General features: G+C 71.1%; 17 protein-coding genes. 3 read left to right on the top strand and 14 right to left on the bottom strand.

Annotated elements, in window-relative coordinates:
* Positions 1–3 precede the first annotated feature (3 nt).
* The 10 genes from F4560_RS34385 to ftsH all read right to left on the bottom strand — a co-directional run bounded on the left by F4560_RS34385 (position 4) and on the right by ftsH (position 8,761).
* Positions 4–2,052, bottom strand: a complete 2,049-nt coding sequence (locus F4560_RS34385; protein WP_184927239.1) for a DUF6779 domain-containing protein — start codon at positions 2,050–2,052, stop codon at positions 4–6.
* A gap of 50 nt (positions 2,053–2,102) precedes the next feature.
* Positions 2,103–2,555, bottom strand: coding sequence for a DUF3180 domain-containing protein (locus F4560_RS34380; RefSeq protein ID WP_184927237.1), 453 nt, complete (start codon positions 2,553–2,555; stop codon positions 2,103–2,105).
* 18 nt (positions 2,556–2,573) lie between these two features.
* Positions 2,574–3,230, bottom strand: coding sequence for a maleylpyruvate isomerase family mycothiol-dependent enzyme (locus F4560_RS34375; RefSeq protein ID WP_184927234.1), 657 nt, complete (start codon positions 3,228–3,230; stop codon positions 2,574–2,576).
* Between the two features lie 75 nt (positions 3,231–3,305).
* Positions 3,306–3,659 (bottom strand): hypothetical protein, encoded by a 354-nt coding sequence (locus tag F4560_RS45085; RefSeq protein WP_184927232.1) that lies wholly within the window; start codon positions 3,657–3,659, stop codon positions 3,306–3,308.
* Positions 3,656–4,147 (bottom strand): hypothetical protein, encoded by a 492-nt coding sequence (locus F4560_RS45080; RefSeq protein WP_184927230.1) that lies wholly within the window; start codon positions 4,145–4,147, stop codon positions 3,656–3,658. The genes F4560_RS45085 and F4560_RS45080 overlap by 4 nt, the downstream gene beginning before the upstream one ends.
* Positions 4,148–4,183: 36 nt before the next feature.
* Entirely contained in the window at positions 4,184–4,666 is a 483-nt protein-coding gene (gene folK / locus F4560_RS34360) for a 2-amino-4-hydroxy-6-hydroxymethyldihydropteridine diphosphokinase (RefSeq protein ID WP_184929560.1), read from the bottom strand.
* On the bottom strand, positions 4,659–5,021 hold the full coding sequence (gene folB / locus F4560_RS34355; RefSeq protein ID WP_184927228.1) for a dihydroneopterin aldolase: 363 nt from the start codon (positions 5,019–5,021) through the stop codon (positions 4,659–4,661). Before folB ends, folK begins: the two co-directional genes overlap by 8 nt.
* Positions 5,014–5,799: a dihydropteroate synthase gene (gene folP, locus F4560_RS34350; RefSeq protein WP_184929559.1), complete on the bottom strand. Its 786-nt coding sequence runs from the start codon at positions 5,797–5,799 to the stop codon at positions 5,014–5,016. Before folP ends, folB begins: the two co-directional genes overlap by 8 nt.
* 29 nt (positions 5,800–5,828) lie before the next feature.
* On the bottom strand, positions 5,829–6,452 hold the full coding sequence (gene folE / locus F4560_RS34345) for a GTP cyclohydrolase I FolE (RefSeq protein WP_051773240.1): 624 nt from the start codon (positions 6,450–6,452) through the stop codon (positions 5,829–5,831).
* A gap of 20 nt (positions 6,453–6,472) precedes the next feature.
* Positions 6,473–8,761, bottom strand: a complete 2,289-nt coding sequence (gene ftsH / locus F4560_RS34340) for an ATP-dependent zinc metalloprotease FtsH (RefSeq protein ID WP_184927226.1) — start codon at positions 8,759–8,761, stop codon at positions 6,473–6,475.
* Positions 8,762–9,183: 422 nt separating this feature from the next.
* Here ftsH and F4560_RS34335 point away from each other — a divergent pair, with 422 nt between their 5' ends.
* Positions 9,184–10,884, top strand: a complete 1,701-nt coding sequence (locus F4560_RS34335) for a substrate-binding and VWA domain-containing protein (RefSeq protein ID WP_184927224.1) — start codon at positions 9,184–9,186, stop codon at positions 10,882–10,884.
* A 37-nt stretch (positions 10,885–10,921) separates the two neighbouring features.
* Here the strand turns inward: F4560_RS34335 and hpt are convergent, their stop codons facing one another.
* The 4 genes from hpt to dacB all read right to left on the bottom strand — a co-directional run bounded on the left by hpt (position 10,922) and on the right by dacB (position 14,973).
* Positions 10,922–11,473, bottom strand: a complete 552-nt coding sequence (gene hpt / locus F4560_RS34330) for a hypoxanthine phosphoribosyltransferase (RefSeq protein ID WP_184929558.1) — start codon at positions 11,471–11,473, stop codon at positions 10,922–10,924.
* Positions 11,474–11,490: 17 nt separating this feature from the next.
* Positions 11,491–12,402, bottom strand: a complete 912-nt coding sequence (gene tilS, locus F4560_RS34325) for a tRNA lysidine(34) synthetase TilS (RefSeq protein WP_184927222.1) — start codon at positions 12,400–12,402, stop codon at positions 11,491–11,493.
* 63 nt (positions 12,403–12,465) lie between these two features.
* Positions 12,466–13,479 (bottom strand): Rv3626c family coenzyme F420 biosynthesis-associated protein, encoded by a 1,014-nt coding sequence (locus F4560_RS34320; protein ID WP_184927220.1) that lies wholly within the window; start codon positions 13,477–13,479, stop codon positions 12,466–12,468.
* A 147-nt stretch (positions 13,480–13,626) separates the two neighbouring features.
* Positions 13,627–14,973 (bottom strand): D-alanyl-D-alanine carboxypeptidase/D-alanyl-D-alanine endopeptidase, encoded by a 1,347-nt coding sequence (gene dacB / locus F4560_RS34315; protein ID WP_184927218.1) that lies wholly within the window; start codon positions 14,971–14,973, stop codon positions 13,627–13,629.
* Positions 14,974–15,049: 76 nt separating this feature from the next.
* On the opposite strand from dacB, the gene F4560_RS34310 reads away from it, so the two are divergent.
* Together F4560_RS34310 and F4560_RS34305 are read left to right on the top strand one after the other, a co-directional pair.
* Positions 15,050–15,310 (top strand): hypothetical protein, encoded by a 261-nt coding sequence (locus F4560_RS34310; RefSeq protein WP_184927216.1) that lies wholly within the window; start codon positions 15,050–15,052, stop codon positions 15,308–15,310.
* A gap of 38 nt (positions 15,311–15,348) precedes the next feature.
* Positions 15,349–15,852 carry an inorganic diphosphatase gene (locus F4560_RS34305; RefSeq protein ID WP_033443217.1) on the top strand — a complete coding sequence of 168 codons (504 nt, stop codon included), beginning with the start codon at positions 15,349–15,351 and terminating at the stop codon, positions 15,850–15,852.
* Positions 15,853–15,886 lie beyond the last annotated feature (34 nt).

Raw genomic sequence — 15,886 nt, 5'->3', positions numbered from 1 at the left:
TCGTCAGTCCTCGCGACGGCGACGGCGGCGCGGTGCATCGGGCCCGCCGAGGGAGGCGAGCAGCTCGCTGACCGACTTGCCGTCCGCGTGGGCTCCGGCGGGCTCGACCGGTTCGGGCGCGCTGCGCCGACCGGACGGCTTCGGGCTGTCCTCCCACGAGTCCCAGGTGTCGTCGGCCCGACGCCGACCGCCCTCGCCAGTGGACTCGGGAGCGCGACGGCGACCCTCGGACGAGGTCGCGGCAGCCGAGTCCGTCGGCGCCGGTCGACCTGTCACCGGGACGTGCTCGCCGGTCGACTCGGCCCGCACGGCAGGCCGCCGCACCGGCTCACTGGCCGGCACCGGACGGTGCTCACCGGTCAACTCAGCATGCACAGCAGGCCGCCGCACCGGCTCACTGGCCGGCACCGGGCGATGCTCACCGGTCAACTCAGCGTGCACAGCAGGCCGCCGCACCGGCTCACTGGCCGGCACCGGGCGATGCTCACCGGTCAACTCAGCGTGCACAGCAGGCCGCCGCACCGGCTCACTGGCCGGCACCGGGCGATGCTCACCGGTCAACTCAGCGTGCACAGCAGGCCGCCGCACCGGCTCACTAGCCGCCACTGGACGGTGCTCACCGGTCAGCTCAGCCCGGACAGCGGGCCGACGCACCTGCTCGCTGATCGGATCCGGGCGGCCCACCGGCCGGTGCTCACCCGTCAGGTCCGCCGGTCGACGAGCGGGCTCGTTGACGTGGTCCGGACGGCCCACCGGCCGGTGCTCACCGGTCATGCCCGCCTGGGGCACCGGTCGACGCGCGGGCTCGGCGATCGGGTCCGGACGTCCGACGGGCCGGTGCTCGCCGGTCAACTCAGCCCGCGCGGTCGACGGCCGGCGAACGTCGCCCGACGTGGAGCGCTGGTCGCCATTCGACTCGGCCCGAGCCACGACACGCTGCTCACCGGTCGACTGCGGACGAGGCACAGCACGCTGTTCACCGGTCGACTGGGCGCCGGTCCCCTCCGGCCGTCCGGGCGCCGTCCGCCGTGCCGGAGCCTCGGTCAACGACACCGGGCTGATCATCTCGGTCCGCTCGGCCACCCGGCTGCGCCGCTGCACCGTGTGCTCGGTCTTCGACGGCTCAGCCGCCCGCGACCGCTCGGCAGGCTCCGCCGGACGACCGGGAGGCGCCACCGGCGCGCCCAACCGCGCCGCCACGTCCCGGTTCACCCGTTCCGTCGGATCAGGCTTCGGCGCCTCCCGCCGCACCACCACGGGCGGCGTCGGGCGGGGCTGGGCGTTGGCACGGGCCGGCTCACGGCGGGCCGGCTGGGCCTGCTCACGCCGGGCGGGCTCGGGGCGGGTCGGTTCGGGACGCCGAACCTGGTCCTTGCGCGACGTGTCGGCGTTGAGGCGGTCGGCGTTGAGGCGGTCGGCAGGACGGTCGGCATTGGGACGGTCGACGGTGACCCGCTCGATCAGCTCGGTGCGGTCGTTCTGCGGCTTCTCCGCGGCCTTCGGCGCGACCGGCACGGCGGGACCGGCGGTGATCACCCGCTTGTCACCCACCGCCATCAACCGGGAGTGGTCGGACAGGGCGCGCATCCGGGTCGACTCGGCGCGCAGCGCCACCCGTTCGACCAGCACCTCACCGCCGAGCAGGGCTTCCAGGTTCTCCCGGAGGGTGCGCAGCTCGCCGCGCAACGCGTCCAGGTCGTCCCTGGCCTCCTCCTGCATCCGCTTGCGGGTCTCGGCCTCGACTTCCAGCTCGTACTCGCGACGGGCGGCGACTTCGCGTTCCAGCTCCAGCTCGTACACCGACTGGAGGTCCGCCACCTCGTGCGCGCCTTCGACGACCTGCTTGCGGTAGCGGGCCGCGAGGAACGCGCCGACCAGCGCGGCCCACAACGCGGCGACCACGGCCAACCGCAGCCAGCGGGCGTTGTCGCTCAGCACCAGCACCGCCGCGGCACCCATCGCGAGCGCCAACGCGGCTACCAGGAGTAGTCGCGCGGTGCCACGACCGCGATCCTGCTGCTCGTCATCTTCCGACGCGCCTCGCCCGGTCATGGCGACTACCGTACCGGTCAGTTATCCGATTGAGACCTCGGCGTCGGTATTCACCGATCGAGATGCGGGTCGTCGGGCGTCTTGCAGCACCGTTCCAGCCACAACGCCGCGGCGATCAGCAGCGCGGCACAGCCACCGCCGACGATCCCGGTGACGATGTCGTTGTCGGCCGCCTGGAACTGGCCGCGCGCGGGCAGCACGTAGATCAGCACACCGGCCCAGCCGCCCAGCATGATCGCGCCGAGTAGCGACGACGCCTTGGCGAACGCCACGGCCCGTGCGGCGGTCAACGGCTCGACCGGCCGCGCGCCGCGCTTGCGCAGGATCCTCGCGCGCAACGAGAAAGCGAGCCACAGGTTGACGATGGCGATCACGAGCAGGGTGAACCCGGCGAACGTCGGCAGCGGGGGAAGGGTGTCGTAGGCGAGCCGGATCAGCAGGTGCGCGAGCAGGCCCGCGACGAGTCCGACGGCGAGCAGGTCACGGGGTTTGGTGAACCTCACCCCGCCATCGTCCCCGAACTACTCGGCCAACGCGGTATCGCGCCTGCCGAGCACCGGCAGCACGCCCAGCCACGGCCCGGGATCGGTGTCCCAGTCCATCTTCCGCACCTGGTCTTCGTTGCGCCGTCCACCCAGGACCCGCAGCAACTCGAACGACGACGTCCGCAGCGCACCCGCCGGCTCGCCCTCGCCCAGCACGCGGTCGCCGTGCTCCAACGTGATCCGCAACGCGGGCAGGTGCTTGGCCCGCATCCGCTTGTCGACTTCCTGCAACGGCCGCGTCAACGCCGCGCGCACCGCGACGTTGTCCCGTTCCCCGGGTTGCCCCAGGGCCGTCCGGATGTCGTGCTCGTGCGAGATGATCTCCGCGATCAGCACCGCGCCCATCGGCGAGTCGAACAGCCCTTCGGCGACCTGGAAGTTCCGCTCCCACTCGACCAGCAGGTCGCCCATGCTCCGGTTGCGCCGCTCGCCGACCTGCCGCTCACCCCACGAGCCGTCCTCGACCCCTTCGAACCGGCCCTCGGTGAAATCGCCGAGGCCTCCGGCGAGGTGCGCGACCACGTCCTTGACCGTCCAACCAGGACAGGCCTCGACCGGCGCGTCGGGATCGCCACCGGTGACCAGGCTGATGATCCGCCGCCGCGCGGCGTCGTAAGTGATCGCGTTGCTCATCGCGCCACCTCCGCGCCCACGCTAACCCCGCCGCGCACGCGCCGCAGCGCCAGTGCGCGCCGCAACGACCCGGCGCTACTCCGTCGCCTTGGGATGCCCGGTACCCGCCCAGACGAGCCACACAGTCCGGCGCTCAGCGTCGACGAAGTACCAGACCCGACCGCCACCGGTCACCTCGATCTGCCACTTGGGCAGCAGCCGACCACCGCGGACCTCGTGGGACAACTTGCCTTTAAGAGGATGGTGCCGCGGCACAGGCAGCCGCGGCACAGGATCGGTCCGCATGGAATGCCACGCCTCGAAGGTGTTGCCCGGCGCTTGTCCGCACAACTCCTCCCAGCCCTTGGCCGAGTCGTTGTCGGCGAAGAGGACATCCCACTCGTCGCGTCGCGGCGGTGGCGCGACCCGATCACCGCGCTTCGGACTCACTCGTCCCGCTCCGGGACCACCGGCCTGGGAACCGGACCGAAGTCGCCCTCATGGGGCCGGGTGAGTGCGGCCAGCAGCTCGGGATCGGCGTGGATCTCGGCGGTGTTCCTCCAACCGATGATCACCATCTCGACCGGGGCCTCGGTGTTCAACTCGGCTGTGGAACGCATGGTCTCGACCAGTTCGACCACGAACCCCTCGCGGTCCTCCCGCGGCAGGTGGCGCATCCACGGGAAGATCTGCTGCGCCACCTCGGCCAGCATCCCGCGCGTCTCGGCGTGGCGCAGGAGCAGCACTTCCAATATCTGTGTCGCGACGAACTCCTTTTTGGCGTTGTCCTCCTCCCGTGCCACCGTGGTGAGGATCAGGTCTTCGTCGTCACGCCTGCGCAGGCGCAGCCGGCCGTCCGGGGCGGCCTTCAGCTTTGCCACCGCGTCCTTGGGCTTGTTGATCAACTCCGAGAAGGGGATTTCCGCTGGTGCAGCCATACTTTGAAAGTACTTCGAAAGTCCGCCGGCGGTCGATCACACCAGCGACAGATCAACCCTCCGGGTGACCCCGGCCAGGTCGAGACCGGCGACCAGATCACGCGCCAGGCCGTGCCCCGGCACGGCGGCATCCGGCTCCACGTCCAGCCAAGGCACCAGCACCGACGCGCGCTCGTGCGCCCCCGGATGCGGCAGCAGCAGTTCGGGATCGGTGGACCGCACACCGTCCACCGTGACCACGTCCACGTCCAACGTGCGCGGTCCCCAGCGGCGGTCGCGCACGCGCCCCGCGGCCTGCTCCAAAGCCTGGCCACGCCGCAGCCAGCCCCACTCGTCCACGTCGCCGGAGACGATCAGCACGGCGTTGAGGAAGTCGTCCTGGTCGGTCACGCCCCACGGCGCCGTCTCGTACACCGGCGACACGGCCACCAGCACGTCGGCGAACCCGTCCACCGCCATCCGCAGGTACCCCAGCCGGTCGCCCAGGTTCGAGCCGAGCGACAGCACCGCCCTAGTCACGGGCACGCCGGATCGTCACGGACACGTCGGTGAACGCCAACGCGATCGGCGCGGACGGCTTGTGCACCGTCACCTCGGTCGCCCGCACCCGCGGGTCGGTCATCACGTCGTCGGCGACCTTGCCCGCCACCGTCTCGATCAGGTCGTACGGCCCGCCCGCCACGATCGCCGCCGCGCGCTCGGCCAACTCGCCGTAGTGCAGCGTCTCGCGCAGGTCGTCCGTCGCCGCCGCCCGGGACAGGTCCAGCCACGCGGTGATGTCCACCAGGAAGTCCTGGCCGTCCCGCTTCTCGTGCTCGAACACGCCGTGGAACCCGCGAACCCGCAGGCCCGTCAGCGAAATCCGGTCAGTCATGCCCCTGCCTCCACGCCCGCGCCACGGCCACCGCGTCGAGTGACCGGTCGACGTCGTGCACCCGCACCCCCCACGCGCCGGTGAACGCAGCCAACGCGGACACCGCCGCGGTCGCGTTCTCGCGGCCGTCCGGAGCGCGATCACCGAGCAGGGTGCCGAGAAAACGTTTGCGGGACGCGCCGACCAGCACCGGGAAACCCAGCTCCAGCAACACGTCCAGCCCGTTCAGCAGCTGCCAGTTGTGCGTGGCGTTCTTCGCGAACCCCAGCCCGGGATCGAGGATGATGTCGTCCGAAGCCACACCGGCGGCCAACGCCGCGTCCACCTGGCGGCTCAGCTCGTCCCGCACATCACGCACCACGTCGTCGTACACGGCAAGCTGGTCCATCTGCGTGCTGTGCCCGCGCCAGTGCATCAGCACGTACGGCACGCCCGCCGACGCCACGACCGACGCCATCCCGGGATCGGCCAAGCCGCCGGACACGTCGTTCACGATCGACGCGCCGGCCTCCAAAGCGGCCGACGCCACCTCGGCCCGCGTGGTGTCCACGCTGACCGGCACACCCTCCGCGACCAGCGCCCGGATCACCGGCACCACCCGCGCGGCCTCGACCGGACCCGACACGCGGGACGCTCCGGGCCGGGTGGACTCGCCGCCGACGTCGACCAGATCGGCCCCGCGCCGGAACATGGCCACGCCGTGCGCCACCGCGTCGGCCACGTCGAGGTACCGGCCGCCGTCCGAGAACGAGTCCGGGGTGACGTTCAGGACGCCCATCACCACGCAGTGCCCCGGCCTGGGCACGCTCACCGCAGACGTCCCCTGATCAGCTCGATGGCCTCCGCCCGCGACGACGCCGAGCTGCGCAGCAACCCGCGCACCGCCGACGTCGTGGTCCGCGAGCCCGGCTTGCGCACGCCGCGCATCCCCATGCACAGGTGCTCGGCCTCGACCACGACGATCACGCCGCGCGGTTCGAGCCGCCGCACCAGCGCGTCCGCCACCTGCGACGTCAGCCGCTCCTGCACCTGGGGTCGCTTGGCGTACAGGTCGACCAGCCGGGCGAGCTTGGACAGGCCCGTCACCCGGCCGTGCTCGTTCGGGATGTACCCGACGTGCGCGACACCGTGGAACGGCAGCAGGTGGTGCTCGCAGAACGAGAACATCGGGATGTCGGTGACCAGCACCAACTCCTCGTGGCTCTCGTCGAACGTCTTCGCCAGCACGCTGTCCGGGTCGGTGTAGAGCCCGGCGAACAGCTCCCGGTACGCCCGCGCCACCCGGGCCGGCGTGTCCCGCAGGCCTTCCCGGTCCGGATCCTCACCGCACGCGAGCAGCAGCTCACGCACCGCGTCCTCGGCGCGCTTCTGGTCGAAAGGTCGGCGCGCGAGACCGGCCCCCCCGTTTCCGGAGAGGCCGGCCTGGTCGATCGAGGTGCGGTCGATCTCGGTCACGTGCGGTTGTCCGGGTCCGTGTCGAAGGACCGCTTGCCCGCTTCCGCGTCCGTCGGCTCCGGCTGCCACTGGGGTGGCTGCGGGGCGCCGCCGGGAACCGTGGCCGGGGTCCAGCCGGGCGGCGCGCCGTAGTTCGGCGGACCGGACGACGGGTGCTGCGGCTGGTACGGCTGCGGTTGTTGCTGCTGCTGGGGCTGCGGCTGCTGGTACGGCTGCGGCTGGTAGGGCTGCGGCTGGTACTGCCCCGGCTGCGGCTGGTGCGGCTGCGGCTGGGAGCCGTTGCCGTTCGGCGGCGTCGGCACCGCGTCCTGGACCAGCGTGTCGTCCAGGGTGTCCTCGATCGCGGGCGGCCACGGCTCGCCGCGCTCCTTGGCCAGTTCCGCCGGGGTCTTGACCGGCGGCTTGTCCGACGGGGTGCGGTTGCCGAACTCGTTGAACTTGGTGATCCGCGGGCGCTTCTCGACCGCGGCGAAGATCCGCTCCAGTTCCTTCTGGTGCAGGGTCTCCTTCTCGATCAGCTCCAACGTCAGCGCGTCGAGCACGTCGCGGTACGTGTTCAGCACCTCGTACGCCTCGGTGTGCGCGGCCTCGATCAGCTTGCGCACTTCCTCGTCGATCTCGTGCGCGACTTCCAGCGAGTAGTCGGCCTGCCGGCCGGCGGTGCGGCCGAGGAACGGCTCGCCCTGCTCCTGGCCGTACTTGACCGCGCCGAGCTTGGCGGACATGCCGTACTCGGTGACCATCGCGCGGGCGATCTTGGTCGCCTGCTCGATGTCGTTGGACGCGCCCGTGGTCGGCTCGTGGAAGACCAGCTCCTCGGCGGAACGGCCGCCCAGCGCGAACACCAGCCGGGCGATCATCTCCGACCTGGTCATCAGGTCCTTGTCCTCCTCGGGCACGGAGAGGGTGTGACCACCCGTCCGGCCGCGGGCCAGGATCGTGACCTTGTAGACCGGGTCGATGTCCGGCATCGCCCACGCGGCCAGGGCGTGCCCGGCCTCGTGGTAGGCGGTGATCTTCTTCTCCTTCTCGGAGATGATCCGGCTCTTGCGGGCCGGACCGCCGATCACCCGGTCGACGGACTCCTCCAGCTCGACGCTGGTGATGATCGTGCCGTTCTTGCGCGCGGTCAGCAGCGCGGCCTCGTTGACCACGTTGGCCAGGTCGGCGCCGGAGAAGCCCACGGTGCGCTTGGCCAGGCCGTCGAGGTCCGCTTCGTCGCTCAGCGGCTTGCCCTTGGAGTGCACGCGCAGGATCTGCTTGCGACCCTTCAGGTCCGGCGCGGACACCGGGATCTGCCGGTCGAACCGGCCGGGGCGCAGCAGGGCCGGGTCGAGGATGTCGGGCCGGTTCGTCGCCGCGATCAGGATGATCCCGCCGCGCGAGTCGAAGCCGTCCATCTCGACCAGCAGCTGGTTGAGGGTCTGCTCGCGCTCGTCGTGGCCGCCGCCCATGCCGGCGCCGCGGTGGCGGCCGACCGCGTCGATCTCGTCGACGAAGATGATGCACGGCGCGTTCTGCTTGGCCTGCTCGAACAGGTCGCGGACGCGCGAGGCGCCGACACCGACGAACATCTCCACGAAGTCCGAGCCGGAGATCGAGTAGAACGGCACGCCGGCCTCACCGGCCACGGCGCGCGCCAGCAGCGTCTTGCCGGTGCCGGGCGGGCCGTACAGCAGCACGCCCTTCGGGATCTTCGCGCCGAGCGCCTGGTAGCGGCCGGGGTTCTGGAGGAAGTCCTTGATCTCGTAGAGCTCTTCGACGGCCTCTTCGGCGCCCGCGACGTCCGAGAACGTCGTCTTGGGCATGTCCTTGGACAGCTGCTTCGCCTTGGACTTGCCGAAGTTGAGTACCCGGTTGCCGCCGCCCTGAGAGTTGTTCATCATCCACATGAGCAGGATGAGGAGCAGGCCCAGCGGGACCAGGTACAGCAGCATCTGCATCAGGAACGAGTCCTGCGTGACCTTGGTCTCGAGGACCGGCTTGTTGCCGGCCTCGTCGAGGAACTTGAAGATCTCGTCCGTGGAGCTCGCCGGGAACTGGGCGCGCACGCGGTTGCCGCCCTCGACGGTCACCCCGTCCTTGAGGGTGAGCTTGAGGAGCTGCTCTTTGTCCTCGATCGTGGCTTCCTTGACGTTGCCGTCCCGGATCTGTTGCAGTGCCTGGGACGTCTTGATCGGGGTGTAGCCCCGGTTCTCGTCGAAGAGCACGCTGAAGGCGTAAAAGAGCACCAACACCGCCACGATCCACAGCAGCGGGTTGCGAAGCAGGCGCTTGCGGTCCATGCACTTACGGCCGGCGGGCGGCCTCGACCCTCCCTGACTTGTCGACGGGCGCAGACGGGCACACCCGTCCGACCAGCCTACCGCCCATGGTGTGGGCGGAGCGCTCCGCGTGCGGGCCCTGTCGCATCTTGCCGGACCAACGGGCGGGGGCCGTCCGGTGTTCCCCGCCGTGACACCGGACACGGCTCCCAGGTCAAGCGGGTTCGACCGGATCGCCGGAATGACCATGAACCGAACCGGGATCAAACCCGTAACACTTACCAGGCGTAGCTCGCCAACCGCAGGTAGCGACGATGTGAGGGCCACACGGGTGACTTAGAACACGAGAGTTTGTCATGAGAGTGGTCCGTGTCATCCTCGGCAACCACCCGTGTGTTCTTTACCCACCCGGAAGGGTGAACACCCGACCAAAGGTACGAAGCATGTCAGCTGGCAACCCGAACCGGCCCGGTCGCTTCCGCCGCGTCATCCTGCCCATCGGCGCGCTGCTCGGCGTCGTCGCCGCCGCCGGTGTGACCGTGGTCGCGCTGCGGGCCACCAGCGGCCCGGAGTGCAAGGGCACCCTACCGCTCAAGATCGCGGTCACCCCCGCGGTCGAGGAAGTGGTGCGCGGCGCCGCGGACGACTACCAGGCCACCCAGCCGATGGTGGACGGCAAGTGCGTGCAGGTGCTGGTCGAGGCGCGCGGCGCGGCCGACGTCTCCCACGACCTGCCCACCGCGCAGATCAACCCGCCCGCGCTGTGGATCCCGGACTCGTCGATGTGGGCCGCGGAGAGCCAGCGACAGGCCGGTGACCAGGGCGAGGACGCGCCGAGGCTGGACATCCTCGACTCGCTGGCCGCGTCACCCGTGGTGATCGCGGGCTCGGAGCCGGCTCTGGCCGCGCTCGGCTGGCCGATCTCACCGGTGAGCTGGGCGAAGCTGCTCGACCCGAAGGTGACGGTGGCGCTGAGCGACCCGACCACGTCCACCGAGGGCCTGGCCACGCTGGCGGTCATCCGCGCGCAGCTCGGCAACCCGGACGGCTCGCCGAAGCCGGAGCTGATCGGCGCGCTGCTGCGGGTCGGCCGGGACGCGCTGCCGTCCGTGCGGGACGCGTTCGGCAAGGTCGTGCAGGGTGCGGAGAACGCGCCGGTGTTCACCGCTTCGGAGCAGTCCGTGCTGGCCGCGAACCGGGCCGCCGGATCACGCCGGGTCGTCGCGTCCTACCCCAAGGAGGGCACGGTCGCGTTCGACTACCCGATCGTGCGCGTCACCCGCACGGGTGAGCAGGCGGGTATCGGCGAGGCCGCGGTGGGCTTCGAGAAGGCGTTGCGGACCGAGCGGACGGCCCAGCGGTTCGCCGAGGCGGGCTTCCGCACGCCGGACGGCAACGCGCCCGACGGGTGGACGAACGAGAAGGACGGCCTGCGCGGCGACGACGTGGCCGTGCTGAAGACGCCGGACCCGGACCAGGTCTCCGAGCTGCTCCGCACGTGGGGCGCGGTCAGCCTGGACACCCGGATGCTGGCCGTGCTGGACGTGTCCGGCTCGATGGCCGAGAAGATGAGCAACGGCCAGACCAGGGTCGACGCGGCCAAGGAGGCGGCGCTGACCGCGTTGGCCATGCTGCCCGACACGTCGGAGATCGGCCTGTGGGCGTTCTCCACGGACAAGAAGCCGCCGAACGACTGGATCGAGCTGGTGCCGGTCGGGCCGCTGGGCGAGCCGATCGCCGGCGCGACCCGCCGTGCGCAGTTGCAGAAGGGCGCGGGGAGCCTGCCCGCGCTGGTCGGCGGCGGCACGGCGTTGAACGACACCGCGCTGGCGGCGTTCCGGCACATGCAGAAGACCTACGAGCCGTCGATGATCAACTCGGTCACGCTGTTCACCGACGGCAGCAACGACGACATCTCCAGCATCGACCTGCCCAGCCTGCTGGCCACGTTGAAGAAGGAGGCGGACCCGGCCCGCCCGGTGCCGCTGATCATGGTCGGGCTGGGTCGTGACGCCGACATGGACGCGCTTCGCCAGCTCGCCGACGCGACCGGCGGCAAGGCGTACCAGGCGTTGGAGCCGGAAGACATCCGCGGCGTGCTGCTCGACGCCATCTCACAACGGCGCTGCCGGCCCAGTTGCTGATGACCGGGGGCGGCCTCACCAGGCCGCCCCCAGTTCGTCAGCTGGAGTAGACCTTCGGGTCCAGCGTGCCGATGTACGGCAGGTCGCGGTAGCGCTCGGCGTAGTCGAGGCCGTAGCCGACCACGAACTCGTTCGGGATCTCGAACCCGACGTACCGCACCGGCACCTCGACCTTGACCGCGTCCGGCTTGCGCAGCAGCGTGCAGACCTCCAGCGACCGCGGCTTGCGCGACGCCAGGTTCTTGAGCAGCCACGACAGCGTCAGGCCCGAGTCGATGATGTCCTCGACGATGATCACGTCGCGGTCCGCGATGTCGCGGTCGAGGTCCTTCAGGATGCGCACCACGCCGGAGGACGAGGTCGACGAGCCGTAGGAGCTCACCGCCATGAACTCCAACTGGACCGGCACCGGCAACGCCCTGGCCAGGTCGGTCATGAACATCACCGCACCCTTGAGCACGGTGATCAGCACCAGGTCGTTCGTTCCGTCGGCCGGGTAGTCAGCCGCGACCTTGTTCGCCAGTTCGGTGACCTTGTCGCTGATCTCCTGCTCGGTGATGAGCACGGAACTGATGTCGCCGTCGTACACGGACGGTTCCCCTTTTGTCATGACTGCACTGGTTCCACTCGCAGCCTGCCATGCGCGCGCCGTGCCACAAAGCCGCCGGGCAACCACACACCGCCTTGACCACGCCACTCGTTCACCAGGGCGTCCACCCTGCGCAGGTGCGAGTCGGACAACTCGGGCACGTTCTCGCGCAGCAGCCAACGGCGCAGCACTCGGCGGCGGAGCGCGGTGGGCAGGCGGCCGATGTCGTCCACCGAGCGGCAGTCGCCGTCGAACGCCTCGGCCAGCTCGTCCAGCGCGTCGTTGTCCTCACGCAGGTGGGCGGCGGTGCGGGCGAGGGCGTCGGCGACTCCGCCCTGGAGCACCTCTTCGAGCAGCGGGAGGACTTCCCGGCGCAGGCGGACCCTGGTGTAGCGGGGGTCTTCGTTGTGCGGGTCGCTCCACGGCGTCAGGCCTAGCTCGTCGCAGGCGGCTGCGGTCGTGGCTCTCGCGACGCGCAGGAGCGGGCGGCCCCACGGCGGGTCGTGCGGGCGCATGCCGGCGATGCTGCGCGGACCGGAGCCCCGGCCCAGGCCGAGCAGGACCGTCTCGGCCTGGTCGTCCCTGGTGTGGCCGAGCAGGACCAGACCGCGTTCCGGCCTCAGGGCGGCGTACCTGGCCTTCCTGGCGGCGGCTTCGGGTCCACCCGGTCCGGTGACGTGGACGCGGCGCACCTCGGCGGGCAGGCCCAGGTCACGGCACGTCTGCGCGGCCCGTTCGGCGACGTCGGCGGAGTCGGGTTGCAGGCCGTGGTCCACCACGACGGCGGACGCGTCGGTCAGGCCGGCGGTGACAGCGGCCAGGGCGAGCGAGTCCGCGCCGCCGCTGACGGCCACGGTGACCCGTTCCGGCCGGTGCTCGGCCAGGAAGCGCTTGACCGCCGTGCGGACCTCGGCGAGCGGGCCGTTCACGGGTCTGTGCTCACGGTTCGGCGCTCACGGTTCCGGGGCTCACGGCGTTCACGGTTCCCACGCTCACGGCTGGACGCGGCGCAGCCACCCGGCCGGGTCGGCGATCTCGGCCCGCGTGGGGAGGGTGTCGGGGCTGGTCCAGATGGTGTTGAAGCGGTCCATGCCGACCGCGTCGACCACGTGCCCGGTGAACGCCGCGCCCTCCGCGTACTGGCGGACCTTGGCCTCGACGCCGAGCAGGGTGCGCAGCATCCGGTCCAGGATGCCGCCGCCCTGGCGACGTGCGGTGAAGCGTTCGCGGATGACGCGGACGGACGGCACCACCTCCGGGCCGACGGCGTCCATCACGTGGTCGGCGTGGCCCTCCAGCAGGGTCGACAGCGCGATGAGCCGATCGAGCACCTCGCGTTGGGCCGGGCTCTGGAGGAGTTCGATCAGGCCGCCCGCCTCGCGGAGCCGTTTCGGCAGGTCGCGCAGGCGGGGCGTGGAGCTCTCGTCCATGCTGCCGAGCAGGGTGGCGACCAGGCCGGCGAAGTGCTCAGCCAGCCACGGCACGGCGGTGAACTGGAGGCGGTGGGTGCCTTCGTGCAGGCAGACCCACATGCTGAAGTCCTCGCCCGACACGTCGAGGGAGCGTTGGGCGCCGACGATGTTCGGTGCGACGAGGAGCAGCCGGCCGCCGTCCGAGAACGGGTCGTACTGGCCGAGCACCCGGCCGCTGAGGAAGGCGATGACGACGCCGGCCTGGACGCCCGCCGTGCCCGCCATGACGCCGCTGAACGCGCCGGACTGCTTCGGCATGGCGTCGTTCGTCAGCGCGGACAGCCCTTGCACGGCGGCGCGCACCCACGCGGGCCGGTCGACCACCTCGCCGCGCTTGAGCGGCAGGCCGTGACCGAGCCCGGTGTGCTCTCGGACGTGCACCTCGGCGTCCACGGCCTGTTCACGGAGCCGGTGCACGGCGATGTCCGCCTCGGCTCTGGGCACGATCGGGCCGGGGCGGACGAGCCTGGTCGCCGTGGTGACGGCCAGGGCCCAATCGACCGGGGCACTGCGGTCCTGCGTCGCCGGGTTCACCCTTCTGACGCTACCTGCGAGGACCGTGCGGACAACACTCCCGCAGTCCCGTCCCGAACGTTCAACTCACCCGTTCTGAGCGTTGAACTCGGGGGTTCCGAACGTAGGACTCACGGGTTCTGAACGTAGGACTCACGGGGGTTGGGGTTAGCAGCCGCAGGTGCGGAGGGCGGCGGCCATCTCGTCCAGGGCGCCGCGGACGGCGGGCGTGGAGTCGGGGCTCAGCGACATGAACGCGAACACCAGCAGCCGGCCGTCGGCGTCCAGGACCACGCCGGCCAGGGAGTTCACGGCGGTCAGCGTGCCGGTCTTGGCCCGCACCCAACCGCGGCCGACCGCACCCTGCTCCGCGTAACGACCCGCCAGCGTGCCGCTGCCGCCCGCCACCGGCAGCGCCGTCAGCAGCGGGCGCAGCTTCGCGGTCCTCGGGTCGGAGGCGTCCGGCTTGGCCGCCGCCACCAGCACGTCCGCCAGCAGCTTCGCGGGCACCTTGTCGTTCGGCGACAACCCGCTGCCATCCACGATCGTGGCCGTCGACAGGTCGAACTTGTGCTCGGTCAGCACGTCCCGCACCGCCTTCGCCGCGCCCGCGAACGACGGCTCCAGGCCCCGCGCCTTCGCCACCTCACGCGCGATCGTCTCGGCCAGCACGTTGTCCGAGATCTGCATCAGGTTCTCGACCAGCCGGCTGATCGGCGCGGACTCCACCTTGCCGAGCACCTTCGCGCCCGACGGCGCCGTGCCGGCCGCCACCGAAGTCACGCCGAGCCGCTGGGCCAACGCCTGGGCAGCCGACGCGGCCGGGGTGGGCGTGCGCGGCGTGTCGTACTTCGTCGGGTCGCCACGGCCGCCGTCCAGCATCACGGGCTCGATCGGCGACACGTACCCGTTCGGCACGTCGGAGGGGTCCCAACCGGGCGCCATCCCCTGACCCGCGTACCGCGACACGTCGTACAGCACCTGCGTCACCGGTCCGGCGGCACTCACCTGCGCCGCCAGCTCGTCGATCGTCGCCGCGCCGGGGTACACCGTGGGCTGACCGGCGGGCAGGGACGACAGCGTCGGATCACCGCCGCCGACCAGCACCACCGTCCCCGGCTGCGGCCCCTGCACGACGGTGGTCGACAGCGTGTCCGTGTGGTCTAGCGCGAGCAGCGCCGCCGCCGCGGTCAGCACCTTGATCGTGGACGCGGGCGTCTGCGGCGCCGTCTCGCCCTGGTTCCACAGCGCCGTGCCGGTCACCGGGTCCACCACGATGCCGGCCACCGGGTCCAGCAGGCCGTTCGCCGCCGGACCGGCCAGCACCGCCTTCACGCCCGCGGCCGTCGGAGCCTTGCCGTCGGCGCCCACGCCCTTCATCGACAACGCCACCGGCGCGGGCGGCAGCGGGGCGGCCGTCGTCGGCACGGGCGCAGCCTCGAACCACCCCATCCGGGTACCCGCGACCGCAGTGCCCGCGAGGGCGACGACCAAGACCGCCGCCGCGCCGAGCACGAACGGCTTCCTGCTCCGACGGGCCGGCGGATCTTCACTTTCCGTGATCGGTTCAGGGACCGGTTCAGGTTCCGACTTGATCTCGGTCGCCGGCTCCGGACGGGGCGCCGGCGGCGGCGTGAAGGGCCTCGGCGGTATCCGCACGGGCTTCGGCATCGGGATCCGCATGGTGGCCGGGTCAGGTTGCCTGACCTGCACCGTCGGCGGCTCGCGGTCGACGTCGTCGTCGTCGACGGTCGGCCACGATGGCTCGTCGGGCACGCAGTCCTCCGCGGTCGAGTACGGGCAACGTCACACCCTCGGCAAGGGGTTGACGAGACGTCGTAGTCCACACTAGTGGCGTAACGAACGGCGAAGACGAGCGAGGACCGCGCAGTGGAGTTCGACGTCACCATCGAGATCCCCAAGGGGGTCCGCAACAAGTACGAGATGGACCACAAGACGGGGCGCATCCGGCTCGACCGGACCCTGTTCACGGCCACTCAGTACCCGGCGGACTACGGCTTCGTCGACGACACGCTCGGCGAGGACGGTGACCCGCTCGACGCGCTCGTGATCGTCCAGGAGCCGACGTTCCCGGGCTGCCTGATCAAGTCACGCGCCATCGGCATGTTCCGGATGACGGACGAGAAGGGCGGCGACGACAAGCTGCTCTGCGTACCGGCCGAGGACCCGCGGTCCGAGCACCTGCGCGACATCCACCACCTGAACGAGTTCTACCGCCTGGAGATCCAGCACTTCTTCGAGGTCTACAAGGACCTGGAGCCCGGCAAGAGCGTCGAGGGCGCGACCTGGGTCGGCCGCACCGAGGCCGAGGCCGAGATCGTCCGTTCGTACCAGCGCCTGAAGGACGCCGTGGCGCGCGGCGAAGAGCACTGACCAGAACTGTCGAAGAGGCCCGCTCCCTGATCGG

Origin of the sequence: Saccharothrix ecbatanensis (assembly GCF_014205015.1) — a bacterium.
Classification (GTDB): domain Bacteria; phylum Actinomycetota; class Actinomycetes; order Mycobacteriales; family Pseudonocardiaceae; genus Actinosynnema; species Actinosynnema ecbatanense.
Note: the sequence above shows the minus strand (reverse complement) of the source record. Positions and strands in the feature narration are given on the sequence as shown.